Origin of the sequence: Actinoplanes sp. NPDC051861 (genome assembly GCF_040681145.1) — a bacterium.
Classification (GTDB): Bacteria; Actinomycetota; Actinomycetes; order Mycobacteriales; family Micromonosporaceae; genus Actinoplanes.
Window position 1 is genome coordinate 114,973 of the sequence record NZ_JBFAYE010000018.1, and the last position, 17,293, is coordinate 132,265.

13 protein-coding genes are annotated in these 17,293 nt (G+C 72.9%); 6 read left to right on the plus strand and 7 right to left on the minus strand.

Translation table 11 applies throughout. From position 1 onward, the window contains the following. Positions 1-100: 100 nt before the first annotated feature. The gene (locus AB0M02_RS34535; RefSeq protein ID WP_364234703.1) at positions 101-1,387 is read left to right on the plus strand and encodes an MFS transporter; all 1,287 of its coding nucleotides are present in this window, start codon (positions 101-103) and stop codon (positions 1,385-1,387) included. Beyond that, positions 1,384-2,109, plus strand: a complete 726-nt coding sequence (locus AB0M02_RS34540; RefSeq protein WP_364234705.1) for an alpha/beta hydrolase — start codon at positions 1,384-1,386, stop codon at positions 2,107-2,109. The genes AB0M02_RS34535 and AB0M02_RS34540 overlap by 4 nt, the downstream gene beginning before the upstream one ends. A 4-nt stretch (positions 2,110-2,113) precedes the next feature. On the opposite strand, the gene AB0M02_RS34545 is transcribed toward AB0M02_RS34540, so the two are convergent. After that, complete coding sequence (locus AB0M02_RS34545) at positions 2,114-2,596, minus strand: DUF2690 domain-containing protein (protein WP_364234706.1); 483 nt, start codon at positions 2,594-2,596, stop codon at positions 2,114-2,116. Positions 2,597-2,742: 146 nt separating this feature from the next. Between AB0M02_RS34545 and AB0M02_RS34550 the strand changes: the two genes are divergently transcribed. Then, positions 2,743-4,497 carry an ABC transporter substrate-binding protein gene (locus tag AB0M02_RS34550; RefSeq protein ID WP_364234708.1) on the plus strand — a complete coding sequence of 585 codons (1,755 nt, stop codon included), beginning with the start codon at positions 2,743-2,745 and terminating at the stop codon, positions 4,495-4,497. A 32-nt stretch (positions 4,498-4,529) separates the two neighbouring features. Beyond that, positions 4,530-5,468: an ABC transporter permease gene (locus AB0M02_RS34555; protein ID WP_364234709.1), complete on the plus strand. Its 939-nt coding sequence runs from the start codon at positions 4,530-4,532 to the stop codon at positions 5,466-5,468. Here the strand turns inward: AB0M02_RS34555 and AB0M02_RS34560 are convergent. Genes AB0M02_RS34560 through AB0M02_RS34580 form a run of 5 tightly spaced genes read right to left on the minus strand, consistent with a single transcriptional unit; the run spans position 5,465 to position 10,631 of the window. Next, on the minus strand, positions 5,465-6,445 hold the full coding sequence (locus tag AB0M02_RS34560; RefSeq protein ID WP_364234712.1) for a winged helix-turn-helix domain-containing protein: 981 nt from the start codon (positions 6,443-6,445) through the stop codon (positions 5,465-5,467). The two genes, AB0M02_RS34555 and AB0M02_RS34560, sit on opposite strands and share 4 nt — an antisense overlap. A gap of 40 nt (positions 6,446-6,485) precedes the next feature. Continuing rightward, positions 6,486-8,279 (minus strand): ABC transporter ATP-binding protein, encoded by a 1,794-nt coding sequence (locus AB0M02_RS34565; RefSeq protein WP_364234714.1) that lies wholly within the window; start codon positions 8,277-8,279, stop codon positions 6,486-6,488. Next, entirely contained in the window at positions 8,276-9,097 is an 822-nt protein-coding gene (locus tag AB0M02_RS34570; protein WP_364234716.1) for an ABC transporter permease, read from the minus strand. Before AB0M02_RS34570 ends, AB0M02_RS34565 begins: the two co-directional genes overlap by 4 nt. Further along, the gene (locus AB0M02_RS34575) at positions 9,094-9,507 is read right to left on the minus strand and encodes a hypothetical protein (RefSeq protein WP_364234719.1); all 414 of its coding nucleotides are present in this window, start codon (positions 9,505-9,507) and stop codon (positions 9,094-9,096) included. The genes AB0M02_RS34570 and AB0M02_RS34575 overlap by 4 nt, the downstream gene beginning before the upstream one ends. Positions 9,508-9,512: 5 nt before the next feature. Then, positions 9,513-10,631 (minus strand): N-acetylmuramoyl-L-alanine amidase, encoded by a 1,119-nt coding sequence (locus tag AB0M02_RS34580; RefSeq protein ID WP_364234722.1) that lies wholly within the window; start codon positions 10,629-10,631, stop codon positions 9,513-9,515. A gap of 223 nt (positions 10,632-10,854) precedes the next feature. On the opposite strand from AB0M02_RS34580, the gene AB0M02_RS34585 reads away from it, so the two are divergent. Then, on the plus strand, positions 10,855-14,592 hold the full coding sequence (locus tag AB0M02_RS34585) for an endonuclease/exonuclease/phosphatase family protein (RefSeq protein ID WP_364234724.1): 3,738 nt from the start codon (positions 10,855-10,857) through the stop codon (positions 14,590-14,592). Between the two features lie 52 nt (positions 14,593-14,644). Continuing rightward, positions 14,645-15,655: an AfsR/SARP family transcriptional regulator gene (locus tag AB0M02_RS34590; protein ID WP_364234726.1), complete on the plus strand. Its 1,011-nt coding sequence runs from the start codon at positions 14,645-14,647 to the stop codon at positions 15,653-15,655. Here AB0M02_RS34590 and AB0M02_RS34595 read toward each other — a convergent pair. Beyond that, positions 15,600-17,225: a glycoside hydrolase family 9 protein gene (locus tag AB0M02_RS34595; protein WP_364234728.1), complete on the minus strand. Its 1,626-nt coding sequence runs from the start codon at positions 17,223-17,225 to the stop codon at positions 15,600-15,602. The two genes, AB0M02_RS34590 and AB0M02_RS34595, sit on opposite strands and share 56 nt — an antisense overlap. Between the last annotated feature and the right edge of the window lie 68 nt (positions 17,226-17,293).

Consider the following 17,293-nt stretch of genomic DNA (forward strand, 5'->3'; position numbering starts at 1 on the left):
CGTCTCGGCTTCCCCCGAGCCTGCCGACGCGCTCTGGACCCGAACTTGACGCGGACGTCGTAAAGAGTTCGTCCATTGGCTCCCGGCAGCCTCCCGGGTCATGCACAACCACGCTTTCGAACGTCAGTGCGCCGCGGAGGAGAGCCGCCACACCGCCGCCACCGCACCCATCCGCAATCCACGGCTGGCGCTGTTCGCGCTGGCGCTGGGCACGTTCGCGATCGGCACCGGCGAGTTCGGCAGCAACGGGATCCTGCAGCTGTTCTCGTCCGGCCTGGACGTGTCGATCCCGGTCGCCACCTATGCGATCACCGCGTACGCGTTCGGCGTGATGATCGGCTCCCCGGCGATCACCCTGCTCGCGGCGCGCGTCAACCGCCGGACCCTCCTGCTGGGTTTGATCGTGCTCTTCCTGGCCGGGAACGCTCTTTCGGCCGTGGCGCCGAACATCGCGCTGCTGATGCTGTTCCGGTTCGTGGCCGGCAGCGTGCAGGGTGCCTTCTTCGGCGCGGGTGCTGTCGTGGCCGCCTACGTCTACGGTCCGGGCCGTGGCGGCAAGGCCTTCGCCACGGTGATGGGCGGGCTCACCGTCGCCACCATCGTCGGCTCGCCGCTGGGTACGTTCATCGGCCAGCACGCCGGCTGGCGTGCCCTGTACTGGACCGTCGTCGGCATCGGCCTGGCCGCCGGAGCCGCCCTGGTTGCCTGGCTGCCGCGCACCGACGACCTGCGCGGCGGCTCCGTCGCCGGTGAACTGGCCGCGTTGCGGCGCGGCACCGTGTGGCTGATGGTCGCCGTGGCGTCGCTCGGCATCTCCAGCATCTTCGCCGTCTACACGTTCATCGGCCCGTTCGTCACCGACGCCGCCGGCCGCGACGCCTCGCTGATCCCGGTCGCGCTGGCGGTCTTCGGCGTCGGCATGGCTGTCGGCAACCATCTCGGCGGGCGTACCGCCGACCGGTACCCGAACCGCGGGCTGATCGCCGGATACGTGGGTGTGCTGGCGCTGCTCGTCGTCATCGGAGTGGCCGGCAGCGACCCGAGGGTGCTGCTGCCCTGCCTGTTCGGGGTCGGCGCCACCATGATGTACGCGATCCCGACCATCCAGGTACGCCTGACCGGGTTCGCGCCGGACGCTCCGACGCTGATGGGCGCGCTGAACCTGGCCGCGCTGAACCTGGCGAACTCGCTCGGCGCGATCGGCGGAGCGATCACCATCGGATTGGGCTGGGGCACCCTGTCCACCGTGTGGGCGGGATTCATGCTCACCTCCGCCGGCCTGCTGCTGTACCTGACCACCATCGCCCGGCCGGGTTCAGAGTCAGTCCAGAGCGGCTCCCTAGCGTCGTCGGCGTCAACGGTTCCGGTTGTGGGGAGAGAAGTATGAGCAAGCCGACGATCGTCCTGGTCCACGGCGCGTTCGCCGACGGCAGCGGTTTCGCCGAGGTCGCGCGCGGGCTGCTGGCCGCCGGTCATCCCGTGGTCGCGGCGGCCAACCCGCTGCGCGGCCTGTCGTCCGACGCGGCCCAGGTCAGAGCGCTGCTGGACAGCATCGACGGGCCGATCGTGCTGGTCGGCCACTCCTACGGCGGCGCGGTGATCTCGGCGGCCGCGACCGGCAGCGAGGCGGTGCAGGCCCTGGTCTACCTCGGTGCGTTCGTCCCGGACACCGGGGAGAGCGCGGAACAGTTGGTCGGCCAGTTCCCGGGCAGCACGGTCGGTGAGTCGCTCAAACCCGTGCCGCTGCCGGACGGGCAGGTCGACCTCTACATCAACCCGCTGGTGTTCCACGCCAACTTCGCCGCCGACCTGCCCGCCGCGGACGCTGAGCTCTACGCGATCACGCAGCGCCCGGCGGCCGGCGCGGCACTCGGCGAGCCCGCCTCCGGGCAGCCGGCGTGGCGCACGATCCCGAGCTACCACCTGATCAGCGGCGCCGACCGGATCATCCCGCCGGCGGCGCAGGAGTTCATGGCCAAGCGGGCCGGCGGCGAGGTGGAGGTGGTGGAGGGCGCCTCACACATGCTGTTCGCGTCGCAGCCGGAGGCGACGGTGGCGTTCATCGAGAAGGCCGCCCGGGACCGCGGCGCGGCACCGGGCGGCGCGTGACCGGTCAGTACTTACTGGTGCAGATCCGCTCCCAGTACATGTCGGAGTTCTGAAAAACGATGCAGGCGTCGGCCAGCAGCCCGGCGTCGTCCAGCATCACGGTCCAGTGGTTGATCGACGAGTCGGCGCCGGGGTTCTTGCCGGACGAGCGGGTGGTCCGGTGTGAGGACTGGCTCCACCAGCTCCTGATCTCGAGGTCGTAGGCGACGCTGGCGCGCGCCCACGCGGTACGGCAACGGCGGCTGTATCGCAGCTCGACGGCGAGCGGCCCGCCGCCCGGCCAGTACGCCTCGCGGACCGTCTGAGCGTCGTCGCTGCACCGGTACTTGATGCCGCCGTTGCCGGTCCACAGCGCGTCCGGCGACTTGTCGTCGTAGAAGGTGATCGCCTGAGCGGGCGCGGCGGTCATCGTCACGAGCCCGGCGGTGGCCATGACGACGGCGGCGGCGAGCCTGCTCCAGCGCCGCGCTCCAGTGTGCTTTGACATGAGTGCCTCCTCTTCGGTGGGACCATCCTGGAGCGCGGTGATCAGGGCCGGACACACCATTAACGCGAGCCTGAAAGGTGTCCGGGATGCCGGGCTTCGACGGGCGGGCGGGGCCACACCCATCGATGATCGTGCGATGATGTGCCGTGCTCACGAGCGGACCCCGACCACGTCTCGCCGGCTGCTCCGCCGCGGTGGCGCTGCTGCTCGTCGCGGCATGTGCCCCGCAGGGTGCGCTCGGCACACCGGACGCCGCCCGCCTCGACGTGGCGCTGCTGCAGCGGGTCGACTCGCTCAACCCGTTCGTCGGCATCTCGTCGCCGGCGGTGCAGCTGTTCGGGCTCACCTACGACCGGCTCACCGATTACCGGACCAGCGACAACCGGCCGGCGCCGGGGCTCGCCGAGTCATGGAGCACCTCGGCCGACGGCCGCACCTGGACGTTCACCGTCCGCCGAGGGGTTCGATGGTCGGACGGGCAGCCGCTCACCGCGCACGACATCGCGTTCACGTACACGACGGTCATGCGGCAGCCCACATCGGTGAACGCCTCGGCGGTACGGACGTTCACCGCGGTGACCGCGCCGGACGACACCACGCTGAGGATCGAGACGTCCGCGCCCACCCCCACGATGCTGAGCCTCGACATCCCCGTGGTGCCGGAGCACGTGTGGCGTACCCGTGACCCGATGGCGGAGCCGCCGGCCGGGACGGCCGTGGTGGGCAGCGGGCCGTTCGACCTCGTCGAGGCCCGTCCGGGCGAGCAGTACCGGCTGGCCGCCAAGCGCGAGCACTGGCGTGGCGCGCCGGGCCCCGCCGAGATCGTCTTCCGGCAGTTCACCAACAGCGACGCGGCCGCTCAGGCATTGCGCACGGGAGAGGTGGACGTGGCCGGCAACCTGACGCCGGCCCAGTTCGACGCGCTGGCCGACGAGCCGGGCGTCGGCACGAACGAGGCCCGCGGCACCCGGTTCACGCACCTCGCCTTCAACCCCGGTGCCGCGCGCTCGGACGGCACGGCCATCGGGGACGGCCATCCCGCCCTCCGCGACGCGCGGGTGCGGGCCGCCATCGAGCACGCCGTCGACCGCCGGGTCCTCGTCGACCGGGTGCTGCTCGGGCACGGCGATCCCGGCGGGGCGTACTTCCCGCCGGCCTACCAGCCGTGGGCGTGGGCGCCACAACCGCCGCGTGCCTTCGACCCGGGCGCCGCCGGCCGGTTGCTCGACGCGGCCGGATACCGCCGTGGCCGCGACGGGCGGCGCTTCGAGCTGCGGTTGTACGCGCCGGTCGAGCGCGCCCACTACCAGCAGTCCGCCACCTTCATCACCGAGTGGCTCGCCGCGGTCGGCATCACGGTCACCGTGACGGCGATGGCGGACACCCAGCTCGGCCAGCGGGTCCGCGCCGGCCGGTACGACCTGGTCATCAGCGGCTGGATCCTCGACCCCGACCCGGCCTTCCTGCTCTCGGTGCAGACCTGCGCCGCGCGTCCCGACGCCGGGGGCAACGGTACGACCGACGGCTTCACCTGCGACCCCTCCTTCGACACGATGTACCGCCAGCAGGCGGCCGAGCTCGACGTCGGCCGCCGCGTGCAGCTCGTGCACCGGATGCAACAACGGCTGCAGGAGACCGCCGCGCTGGTTCCGCTGTACTACCCGGCCGTGCTGGAGGCGTACCGCAGCGACCGGTTCCGCGGCTGGACCCGCAAGCCGGCGGCCACCGGCAGCGTGGCCGGGCCCTGGGGCTACGCCGTCGTGACGCCGGTGGTCCCGGGCGCCGAGCCGGCCCGCGGCCGTGGCCCCGCGATCGCCGGCGCGGTGGCCGTGTTGCTCCTGCTCGTGACGGCGGCGGTGGTGGTGGGCAGGCGCCGTGCCACCCGGCACCTGCGGGAGTGAGAACGCGGGCGGTACGCGGGATCCTCGCTCCGGTGGCCGACCTCGCCGGCAACCTGATCTTCGTCACGGTCGTCGGCTTCGTGCTGTTCCGGGTCCTGCCGGGCGACCCGGTGCAGGGCCTGACCCGGGGCCGCGCGACCAGTCCCGAGCAGCTCGCGGCGCTGCGCCGGGAGCTCGGCCTGGACCGGCCCCTGGCGGCGCAGTTCGCCGGTTACGTCAGCGACGTGCTCCACGGCGACCTCGGCGTGTCGTACGCCTACCACCGGCCGGTCGCCGATCTGATCCTCGACCGGCTGGGCCCCACACTGCTCCTGGTCGGTACGGCCACGGTGCTCTCCGTCGTGCTCGGCGCCTACGGCGGCGTGCTCGCCGGCTGGCGCCCCGGCAGCCCGCTCGACCGCTCGTCGACCGCCACGGCGCTGCTGCTCTGGGCCATGCCCTCGTTCTGGGTGGGACTGGTGCTGCTGGTGGCACTCGGCGCCGGGACCGGCTGGTTCCCGGTGGGCGGTCTGCGGTCCACCGACACGCCGGACGGGATGCTCGCCGCCGCGCTGGACGCCGGCCGGCACCTGGTGCTGCCGTGCCTGAGCCTCGTGGTGATCCAATACGGGCAGTACCACCTGCTGATGCGCTCCTCGGTGTCCGCCGAGCGCGACAGCCCATACCTGCGGCTGGCCCGCGCCAAGGGACTGCGCGAAGCCGTCGTCCGGCGCCGCCACGCCGTGCCCAACGCCCTGCTGCCGACAGCCGTGCTGGCGCTCGTCAACGCCGGTTACGTCGTCTCCGGCGCGGTGGCGGTGGAGGCGGTGTTCAGCTGGCCGGGACTGGGATACCTGGCCTACGAGGCGCTGCAGACACCCGACCTGCCCGTGCTGCACGGCACGTTCCTCGTCTTCTCCGTGCCGGTGGTCGTGGCCACCATGGGCGCCGACCTCCTGCGCGGTCACATCGACCCGCGGCTGACCGGTTAGGCCGGGACCGCCGGTCCGGGCTCGAGCAGTGCCCGGCCGAGCGGAGTCGCCGTGTGCAGCACCGCTTTGCCGGCCCGCCCGGTGCGGATCAGCCCGGCGCCGCGCAGGACCGCGGTGTGCTGGCTGATCGACGCGGCGCTGACGCCGACGCGGCGGGCCAGCTCGGACGTGGTGCGCCCGTCACCGATCGACTCCAGGACCGCCGCCCGGGTGTCGCCGATCAGGGCCGCCAGCGACAGGTGCGGCGCGAGGGCGGCCGCCGACACCGCGAGGCTGTGCTCCACCGGGTACACCAGCACCTGGGGGAGCGTGTTGTCGTAGAGGAAGTCCGGAGTGGTCATCGAGAAGAACGACGGCACCAGCAGCAGCCCGCGTCCCTGCAGGTAAACGTCCTGCTCCAGCGGCACGTCGACCTCGAGCACCGGGGGCGACCAGCGCATCATCGGCAGGTAGCTGCGGAGCAGCCCCTCCGCCCCGTCGTCGAGGAACGCGCGGGCGCGCACCGCGCGGTCCGCGTCGATGTGCGCGCGGGCCTGCTGCCAGAACGGCTCGACGACGGCGTTGAAGTGCCCGCGCATCGCACCGGCGAGCCGCCGCACCGCCTCCGGTTCGCCGTCGGCGAGCCGCCCGGCCCACGACGGCAGCCCGCCCTGTTTGGCCGCCAGGATGCCGAGCTCGGCGCGCAACCGGGAACGGGGTGTGCTGAGCAGCGCGTCCAGGCCGGCGTCGAGTCCGAGCCGGCCCTCGGTAGGGGTGAGGAAGTCCGGGAAGTAGCCGCCCGGCACCAGTGTCAGCAGCACCGCGAGGTCGTCGCGCGAGCAGGATCGCGCGGCCATGGTGCGCCACTCGTGGAAGGCCAGCGGAACGCCGCGATCCTGCAGGCGGAACAGGCTGAGCACCGTCTCCCACAGCGGGTCGGGCTGTGCCTGGACCCGGACCCGGCCGAGGTCCTCCGCGGTGAAGTGGATCCGAAGCACCGTGGCAGCCCCCGCTTTCCCGGCATCGACGGTTGTCACGTTAACCGGCGGCTGATCGGCTTGGCAACCCGCTGAGCAGCACCCTGGTCCAGGGGTGGGCGGGCTCGGCGTACAGCTGTTCCACCGGCCCGGTCTCCACCACCCGCCCGTGCCGCATCACCGCGATGCGGTCGGCCACCTGCCAGGCCGCCACCAGGTCGTGGGTCACCAGCAGCACGGACATCCCGGTCGTCCGGCGCAGGTCGAGCAGCAGGGCCAGGATCTCCGCCCGGACGGTCGCGTCCAGCGCGGCGGCCGGCTCGTCGGCGATGAGGATGCGGGGCCGCACCGCGACGGCCGCGGCCAGGGCCACCCGCGCCTGCTGCCCGCCGGAGAGCTCGCCGGGGAGAAGCGGCAGGAACCGTTCCGGCGGGCGCAGGCCCATCCGGGCGATCGCCGACAACGCCCGGGGCAGGGCGTCGTGGCGCCGGTGTCCCCGGATCCGCAGGCCCTCCAGGACCGCCCGCTCGACGGTGTGCGCCGGGTGCAGGGCACCGCCGGGGTCCTGCGGGACGTACTGCACCTCCCGGCGCAGCTCGCGCAGGTCCCGCGCGCGGCGGGGGACCGGGCGGCCGCCGACCGTCACCTGCCCCGCCTGCGGGCGGCACAGCCCCACGATGCTGCGCGCGAGGGTGCTCTTCCCGGCGCCGCTCTCGCCGACCAGGGCGACGATCTCGCCGGCGCCGACCTGCAGGGTCGCGCCGTCGACCGCCGGCACGCCGCGGCGGCCGCCGAGCCGGACGGTGAGGTCGCGGACCTCCAGCACCGGGGTGGCGTCGGGCGTCTGCGCGGTTGCGGCGGCGGCCGGTGCCGCGGGCGTCTCCGGGACGGTCCCGGTGGGTGCGGGAACGGGGTGCAGGCACGCGACGCGCCGGTCCCCGTCCGGCCGTAGCGGCACGGGCCCGTGGGCGCACTCCGGCGCGGCCGAGGCGCACCGTGGCCGGAACGCGCAGCCGGGCAGCGGGCGGGCCGGATCGGGCGGATCGCCGGGCAGCGGCCGGGGCCTGCGGCGGCCACCGGGGTCGCCGGTGGTTCCGGTCGCGGCGAACAGCGCCCGCGAGTACGGGTGCCGCGGCGCGGCCAGCAGTGCCGCCGTGGATCCCTCCTCGACGACGCGGCCCGCGTACATGATCGCGAGCCGGTCGCAGCTCGACGCCAGCGCCGCCATGTCGTGCCCGATCATGAGGACGCCGGCACGGCCGCCACGGACGACGTCGCCGAGCACCTCGAGCAGGTGCCGGCGGGTCACCGCGTCCACCGCGCTGGTCGGCTCGTCGGCGATCACGAGCCGGGGCGAGCAGGCCAGCGCCATGGCGATCATCACCCGCTGCTGCTGGCCGCCGGAGAGCTCGTGGGGGTACCGGTCGCCGAGTCCCGCCGCGAGGCCCACCCGGTCCAGCAGCTGCGCCGCCCGTTCCGCCGCGTCGGAACGGCTGATCCCGTCGTGCAGGCGGACCGGTTCGGCCAGCTGGGTGCGGACGCGGTGCAGCGGGTTGAGGCTGTGCCGGGCGCCCTGGAACACGATCGACGCGCCGGCCCACCGGACGGCCCGCAGCCGGCCCCAGTGCATGGCGAGCACGTCCTCGCCGTCGAGCAGGATCTCTCCCCGTACCTCGGTGCCGGGGGGAAGCAGCCGCAGCACCGCGTACGCAATCGTGGTCTTTCCGCAGCCGGACTCGCCGGCCAGGCCGGTGATCTCACCGGCCTGGACCCGCACTGTCGCGCCCCGCACCGCCCGGACCGGCGGCGAACCGGGATAGGTGACCTCGAGCCCGGAGATCTGCAGCAGGCTCATGTCCGGCCTCTCGCCGGGGTGTGGCGCCGTTCGGCGGCGCGGGCGCCCGCGCCGAACGCCAGCACCGCGGCGACCATCGCGATGCCCGGCGTGAGCAGGCACCACCACGCGCCGGCGGTGGCGGCACCCGCGGCGGCGGCCCTGCGCAACATGGTTCCCCACGACACGGCCGTGGGATCCCCGATGCCCAGGAAGGCCAGAGTGGCCTCGGCCAGCAGGGCGTTGGCGACGGTGAGCGAGGCGGCGGCCGACAGCAGCGGGAGCACCGCGGGCACGACGTGGGCCCGCAGCTGGTGCAGGTGCCCGGCGCCCAGCGCCCGCACGCGCTCCACGTGCGGCCGCACCAGCACCGCCTCTACGCCGGCGCGTACTGTACGCGCGACGGTGGCCCACGACGTCAGGGCCACCGCGACGATGAGCGTCACGGTCCCGCGGGGCAGCACGGCGCCCACCGCGACCGCGAACGGCACCTGCGGGAGCACGAGGAAGCCGAGGGTCAGCCGGTTGAGCACGGCGGCCGGCGCCCTCGGCAGATATCCGCCGAGGATGCCGGCGACCGCGCCGATCGCCACCGCCGCCGCGGTCGCCGCCAGGCCCACGAGCAGCGACGCCGGGGTGGCGTGCACGACCTGCGCCAGCACGGAGACGCCGTTCTCGTCGGTGCCGAGCGGATGTTCCAGGCTCGGCGGGGCGAATGCCGGGCCGTTCTGCCGCAGCGGGTCGACGTCGCTCGCGGGCACCAGCAGCGGAGCGCCGAGCGTGAGTGCCGCCAGCGCCGCGATCGCCACCGGCCGGGCCCGGCGCCGTGCCGCACTCACCGGCCCGTGACCACCCGCAGCCGGTACGGCTGGTACGGCGCGGCGGGGAACGGCACGATCCGGTGCACGGTGCCGGCGGACACCTGCTCGTAGCTCCAGAAGGAGGTGCGGGTCTCGTCCGACCACGCGTCGAAGAGCATGACGTGCCCCGCGTCGCCCCACGTTCCCGGGCCGCCGTTCATCACCGCGTCACCCCGGCGCAGATCATCGATGTCGATCAGGACACAGTAGTCGGGCAGCTCGACGGTGGTCTCGCCGGGCGGGCGCAGCGCCCAGGCCATCGAGACGAACCCGGAGCAGTCCAGCCGGTATCCGCTGATCTCGTCGTACGCCTCCTGGCTGTAGGCCCGCGGCGCCACCGCCCAGGTGCGCGCCCGGGCGATGATCTCGGCCCGGCTGATCGGTGTCATGGTCGTCACCCGGCGAACAGCGCGGCGCGGTGCGGATCCGCCAGCACGGCGGCGACCTGCGTACGGATCCCGGGCATCAGGGCGGCCAGGGTGCCGCCCGGGCACTCGGTGGCGGCCCAGTCCCGGTGCAGGGCGATCGCCGGCACCGTGCGGCGCAGCCCGCTGATCGGGTTGACGTAGCCGACCGTGGCCAGCGGGTCCACCCGGCACCACCCGGCCAGCGCGGCCAGCAGCAGGGTGAGGCTGGTACGGGCGGCCGGCGTGGGCTCGCGCTGCACGAAGTCGCCCAGCAGCACGACGCCGACGTTGCCCGCGTTGTACCCGCCCACGTGCGAGGCGTTCACCATGTACCCGGCCGGGTCGAAGCCGGGCACCATGTCGCCGCCGGACCAGCGTCCCTCGTACACCCGCCCGGCCTCGTCGATGAGGAAGTGGTAGCCGAAGTCGCCGTACCCGAGCTCCACCGCCTGATAGCGGTAGACGGAGCGCATCCGCGCGGCCGGGTCGGGGTCGTCGTTGGCGGTGGCCGTGTGGTGCACGGTGAACGTCTGCACCGGCCAGTAGGTGGCGGGATAGCGTTCGGCGCCGGCCGCGTCGAAACGCAGCGACTCGTCGGCACCCCAGGCCGAGCGGGTCAGGAAGACCCGGCCGGCCAGACGCGTACGATCCCCGCCGACCGTCGGCGTGCCGGGCAGCGCCGGGCCGTCCGTGGCGTTCAGGGCGACCGCCCGGGCCCCCGCCGGCAGATCGAGCTGGTAGGCGGGCGAGCCGGGAGCCGTCATCAGCGCCAGTCGCTCGGTTGCCGGGCCGTCGTCGCCCGCGCCGGCCGGGCATCCCTCCGCCACGGTGCGCCATCCGCCCCACCGGCCGTCGCGGCCGGCGAACCTCAGCCGCGCGGTGCGGGCGTGCGCCGGCCACCGTACGCCGACGGTCTGCACCGCGAAGCCCGGCCGCGCGGTGCCGGTCGTGCCCCGCGCCGCCAGCGTCCTCGGGAAGGTGCGCCCGTCGCCGCCCGGCGGCGCCGCCACCGCGGGGCGGGCGCCCGCGAGGGCGGTGGCCGCACCTGCTCCGAGAGCCCCGATCACGGCACGCCGCCGGACCTGGTTGCCACCGTTGGAATGCACGCACCACTCCCTTCCCCACGCCGGCGCGGATCGCCGGCCGTACCGCGACGCAGCGATCGTGCGGTCCGGGAGCGGGCCGCGGCTACACCTTTAAGCGGCAGCCAAAAGGAAGCGCGCCGGGCATCCGAACCGCACGGACGGCGCGGCGCGCGGATGCCCCGGCGATGCGGCGCCTGCCCAGGATGGCGCCTGCCTCATCACGCCGACATCCAAGAGGGCGAACGTGAGAATTCGACGAACCGCGGCCTGCCTCGTGCTGGCCGCCTCACTGCTTACACCGACCGCGCCGGCCGCTGCGGCGCCCGCGCCGCCACCCGCGCCGAAGGCTGCGAACACACCGAAGCCGCCGCCCGCGGCCGTCGCCGAGTCCGACCGTGACCGCGTGCTCGGCGGGAACTGGCGCGAGTCCGGCGACCGCGCACTGACGACCAGCGGCGACGCCGACGGGTTCCGGCTGCTGCTCGCGGACGCCGACCAGGGCTACGCGTGGCGCACGGTGGCGACCCTGTCCGAGCCGGGCGCCGACACCGACATGTGGATCGGCAACGCCTGCGTGACCGGCTCGGGCCGGTACGCCGTGGCGGTCTACGCCCCGCGCGGGTTCACCAACGACGCCGTGCTGGCCGACCGCGGCGGGTACACGGCCGTCGTCGACCTGAACTCCGGTGCGGTGCGGCGCCTGCCGGTGCGGGCCTCGCTCGCCTACTTCAACCCCGGCTGCGGTGCCGGCGACGACGCGGTGCTGACCCAGGCCGGCGACACCGACCTCGGCCGTACCCGGCTGATCCGGGTCAACGCGCGGACCGGCGCCCGCCGTGCCCCGATCGAGGTGCCCGGCCAGCTCACCTCCGCACTGCCGGCCAAGGACGGCATCGTCGCGGCGGACAACGGCGCGGTCGTCCGGGTGGACGGCAAGGGCACGCGGCGCCGGCTCGCGCCGACGCACGGCGTGGCGTTCCGGCTCACGCTGGCCGGTGACGGCGGTGTGGTGTTCATGGAACGCGACGGCGACACGCGGGCTCGCGTCCGGCACACCGCCGTCGCGAAGAAGGGCCGGGCGACCACGCTCGCCGGCGGGCCGCTGGACGATCTCGACGTGACCTCACCGCGCGGCGGCCGGGCCTACATCACCGGTGCCGCGAAGGCGGCCACCGCCAGGGCCGCGGGTGTGTCGGTCGTCGACGCCCCGGCCGGCGCCTCGCTCTCGTCCACCGGTGCTGTCGCGATCACCGATGTCGACCGGACCGGCGCCGCGGCCGGGGTCACCGTCCGCGCCAAGGTGCTGCGCACCGGCGCGACGTTCGAGGTGACCGCGAAACCGGCGCCGGCGCGGGCGGCGCAACAGTTGCAGGGCGACCCCGGCAGCCCCGCGGACTTCGCCGACCGGTACTGCTCGGTCCCGCGCAACGATCCGCGCAACCAGGCGACGCAGCCCAAACCCCGGCAGGTGGAATGGGCTGTCGACCAGGCCGTCCGCGGGGTGCTCACCGAGCCGCGCCCGGCCAACTGGAAGAACCTCGGCATGCCCGCGTACACGCCGCAGGGGCTGTTCCCGTCCGTGCCGCTCAGCGGCGGCGGGTACGTCCCGGCGCAGATCATGCTGGGCATCGCCGCGCAGGAGTCCAACATGTGGCAGGCCACCCGGTACGCCCTGCCCGGCGAGACGGCGAACCCGCTGATCGGCAACTACTACGGCACCGACGTCTACAACAGCGACCCCGGTGACGACTGGACGATCCGCTGGTCGCACGCCGACTGCGGGTACGGCGTCGTGCAGGTCACCGACCACATGCGCCTGGCCGGACGGGAGAAGGGCCCGGACGACATCGCGTGGCCGTACCAGACGCAACGTGCGGTCGCGCTCGACTACGCCACCAACGTCGCCGCCGGCCTGCAGATCCTTCAGCGCAAGTGGAACCAGGTGTACGACGTCGGGATGCGGGTGAACAACGGCGACCCGTCGAAGATCGAGAACTGGTTCTTCGCGGTCTGGGCGTACAACTCCGGATTCCACCCCGACCCGGGCGGCGGCGAGCCGTGGGGCCTGGGCTGGTCCAACAATCCGGCGAACCCGAAGTACCCGGCCAACCGCGACTCGTTCATGGACAAGACCGCCCGCGACGCGACGCACCCGCAGGACTGGCCGTACCCGGAGAAGATCATGGGCTGGGCCGGACACCCGGTCGAGATCTACGAGTCGCCGGGCGTACTGGTCGCCGGGTACCGCTCCGCCTGGTGGAACGGCGGCGACGTCGACGGGCCGATCAACCGCACCGACGTCAAGCCGCCGTCGACGAAATTCTGCGACCTCACCAACGACTGCGCGCCGGGGACGCTGAACGTTCCGGACTCTCCCGAGGTGATCGGTGAGCCGGCCGGACCGTGCCAGCACCGCAACGCGGCCGGGAAGATCGACCTGAAGTGCTGGTGGCACCAGTCGGCGGCGTGGAAGGACAACTGCGCCCTCAAGTGCGGGAACGAGCTGATCCGATTCGACCCCGGTTACCCGTACCAGGCGGACGGCAACTCCTATCCGCCGCAGTGCTCACTGGTCTCCGCCGGCCTGCCGTCGAACGCCCTGATCGTCGACGACATCCCGGACGACGTGCCGTCGATGAGACCGGGGTGCACCAGATCCTTCGCGAACCAGGGCACCTTCGGCCTGGAGTACACCGCCGACGGCCAGGGCCAGTATCCCGGCAAGATCGACACTCATCAGATCAGCGGCGGGTTCGGCGGGCACTACTGGTTCGCCCACGCCCGCAACGCGGCTGACAACAACGCGCTGCGGGTCACCGGGCGCTGGACGCTCAACCGCAGTCACTCCGGCCTGATGAAGGTCATGGTGGCGCTTCCCGACCACCTCGCCCGAACACCCGAGGCCCTTTACGGGGTACGGACCACGCACGGCTGGCGGCGCAGCAACACCGCTCAGCTGCGCTCGGTCAACTCCTGGATGACGCTCGGGACGTACCGTTTCGACAACGTGCCTGAGGTCCGGCTCACCAACGTGACGGCGGGCGGCGACTCCAGCAAGGAGATGGCGTTCGACGCCGTGGCGTTCATCCCGATCCCCGACGACCAGCCGAACCTCAAGATCCTGCACTGGAACATGGCGGGTTCGGTCCGGAACGAGGGCGCACCCGACGTGGTGGATCGCCTGGTCACCGAGATCCGGAACACCCAGCCCGACCTGGTCTCGGTCAACGAGATGTGCGAGACCCAGTACGTCGACCTGATCAAGAAGCTGGACCAGGCCGGCTACCACATGGAGAGCAAGTTCCACCCGAGCCGGGTCAACATTCCTGACTGCTACCTGCACTGGATCAGCCCCACCAACCCCACGCCGCCGGTGACCTCCGGCAACGCCGTCTTCGCCCGCGGCACGAAGATCAGCACCAAGGGGTACGAGTTCACCAGCTCCGACAAGCTCGAGGAGCGCGGCGTCGAGATCGGCGACGACCGCAGCGTCGCGTGCATGACCTTCAAACCGATGGCCGTCGACAAGGACCTGGTCGCCTGCTCCACGCACCTGGCGCAGGAGAACGGCACCGACTACACCAAACCGGAGGCCCAGATCAGGGAGCTGGCCAGGGTGTTCGGGCCGGCCGCCGACAAAGCGCCCTTTGTGCTGATGGGCGACTTCAACCGGCCACCGCCCAACGCCGCGCTCGGCACGCTGTACTCCGAGCCGATCGGCACCGGCGTGTTCAGCGAGGTGGACGAGGAACGCAACTGCTTCGGCGTCGGCAACCTGTGCGAGATCAGCCAGGGTGGTTCCCCGACGCACGGCGGGCACAACGGCCAGAAGATCGACTTCGTGTTCGTCAGCCGCCGGTTCGCGTACCTCAACGGTCTCAACGTGGCGGTCAACACCAGCGTGGGCACCTGCGGGCAGGACAACCACGAATGCTCGGACCACTACCTGTTCCACAGCATGGTGATGATTCCGCGCGGCTGACCTTTCACGCTCCTGTAAATAGTCTGGTCCGCCTCCGGCGCCGGGGAACAGCATGGGTACGCGATCATGCTGGATCCACGAACGGGGGACCGGAATGCGGTACGGCTACCGGCCGGCGACCGGCGGACGGGCACCTGTCCCGTCCGCCGGCGTCTGCCTTCGACTCCTCGGCACGGTGACGGTGCTCGGCCCGCGCGGCCCGATCAGGCTCGGCGGTGCCCGGGCGCAGCGCCTGCTCGCGGTGCTCGCCCTCAGCCCCGGCCGGACGGTTTCGCCCGGCACGCTCATCGACGCGGCGTGGCCGGACGCGCCCCCGGCGACCTGCCGCGAGCAGATCAAGAACGGTCTCGGCACGATGCGGCGCAGCCTCGCCGCCAGCCTCGGCCGGACCGTGCTGGTCCGTGACACCGGCGGTTACCGGCTCGACCTCGACGAGGACGCCGTCGACGCCCACGTGTTCAGCCGGGCTCTCCGGCGGCCGGCACAACCGGAGGGCGAACGTGCCGCGGTGGCGCGCCTGCGTGAGGCGCTCAGCCTGTGGAACGGTCCGGCCCTGGACGGCATCGCCGAGGGAGTGCTCGCCGTCGAGGCGACGCGGCTCGACGACATGCGGCTCGCCGCGTACGAGGAACTCTTCGACCGCGAGATGGGCCTCGGCGCCGGACCGGCGCTCGCCGAGGAGATCGCCCCGCTCGCCCGCCGGCACCCCACCCGCGAGCGGCTCACCCTGCAGCTCATGACCGTCCTGCACGAGTCCGGCCGGGCCGCCGAGGCGATCCGGGCCATGGAGGAGCACCGGCGCCGCCTGCACGCCGAGGTGGGGGTGCGGCCCGACCCGGCCCTGCGCCACCTGGCCGCCCGGATCTGGCAGGGCCGCGCCGGGCACGCCACCGAACCCGGCCAGGCGGAACTCGGTGACCTGCTCACTCAGCTGGCCGAACTGACCGACGAGATCGCGCGGCGTCTCGGGTCCGGCCCCGACTGCGGGTGCGAGCCGGAGCCCGACCTCAGCCGAGTCCGGCCGCAAACGCCGCGATCCAGGCCAGCGGCGCGTTCCAGTTGATCGTCAGCTCGTTCGTCGACCACGACTGGATGTCGTCGACGTAGCAGAACTGGCCCACCTTCCCGCTCAGCCGCGCCTGCGCCACCTCGTCCTGCAGCCCCGAGTTCGGCCCGCCGGCCAGGGTTCCCTTCGGCGGATGCGGCAGGCCGGGGTCGAGCTGGTGGGCGTACCACCGGCTGTGCTGGTTCTTCGCGTAATCGGTGCCGTAGCCGGTCACGTAGGACAGGTTCAGCGCGTTGCGGCCGAGGATGTAGTCCAGGCCCTCCAGGACGCCGTCGCGATAGCGGGTCTCGCCGGTCAGGTCGTACGCCACGGCCAGCACCATCAGGTTGTTGAGCACCATGCTGTTGGAGCCCCAGTGCCACTGGTTGTCCGGCGGGGCGTACGGCAACGCGTACGGATGCGCCTGCTGGACGGCGAGGTATTTGTCCGCACCGGCGATGACCGAGGCGCGCACGCCGTCCAGACCGGTCCGGGCGAGCGCGAGGCGAGCGGCGGCCGCGGTGGCCGCCCAGTCGAAGGCGTACGGCCCGAACACGTCCTCGGTGTGCAGCGGCGAGTTCAGCACCGCGTCCGCGTACTGTTGCTCGCCGGTCGTCAGGAACAGTTCGGCCGCCGCCCAGTAGAACTCGTCACGCACGTCGTCATCGTTGTACGGGCCACCGCCGACGGTGTCCTCGACCGGCGCGTACCGGATCGGGTTCGCCCCGGCCGCCGCATGGGCGGCCCGCGCGGCAGCCAGCAGGAGTTCCGCGTACTCCGCGTCGTACTTCCGGAAGATCCGTGCCCCCTGAGCCGCCACCGCGGCCAGGTTCAGCGTGGCCGCGGTGGACACCGGCCGCAGCTCGCGCGGTTGCCGGTCGAGGTGCGGCAGGGTCGGCAAGCCGGTCCACTCCCGGTCGTGCATCTTGTGGTGCACGAGGCCGCTCGGCGCCCGCATGCGCAGCAGGAAGTCCAGCTCCCAGCGCACCTCGTTGAGCAAGTCGGGAATCCCGTTGCCGCTCTCCGGCAGAGCGAGGTCCAGGTCGTCGAGGCCGCGCAGGTGCTCGAAGGCGTGCAGCAGCTGCCACACGGTGATGCCGCCGTTCACCACGTACTTGCCCTGGTCACCGGCGTCGTACCAGCCACCGCGCACGTCCAGACGGTGGTCGCCGGCGCCGGGGCCGCAGGGAACGTCGCGGTCACCGAGGTGCCCGGCGGGGCGGCCGTAGCCGGGCCGGAGGTCCTCCCGGATCTCGATGCCGCTGCGCTGACAGTAGAAGAACTTCAACGCATCGGTACGCAGTGAGCGGTACAGATCCGCGTCGACGCTGAACCGCCGGCTGGTCGCGCCGTCCGCGCTCAGCGTGAAACCGGCACCGCCCGCCCGGTGCGCCCCGAAGTCGATGGTGTGCACATTCCGCCCGGAGGAGACGTCGATCCCGCGCGGCTCGCTCGTCCCGGTCGCGACGACCCGCCCCGCGCCGTCCGCGAGCCGCCAGGGCAAAGGGTCAGTGCGGTCGGTGACCAGAGTGGCCCGCTTCGGCCCGAACGGAAGGTAACCCACCTGATTGACCGCGACCTCAGACATGCTTGGGAACGCTCCCAGTCACCCGGTCCCACTGTCAACAGGACGCCGAGGTCGTTCACATCGCGTTC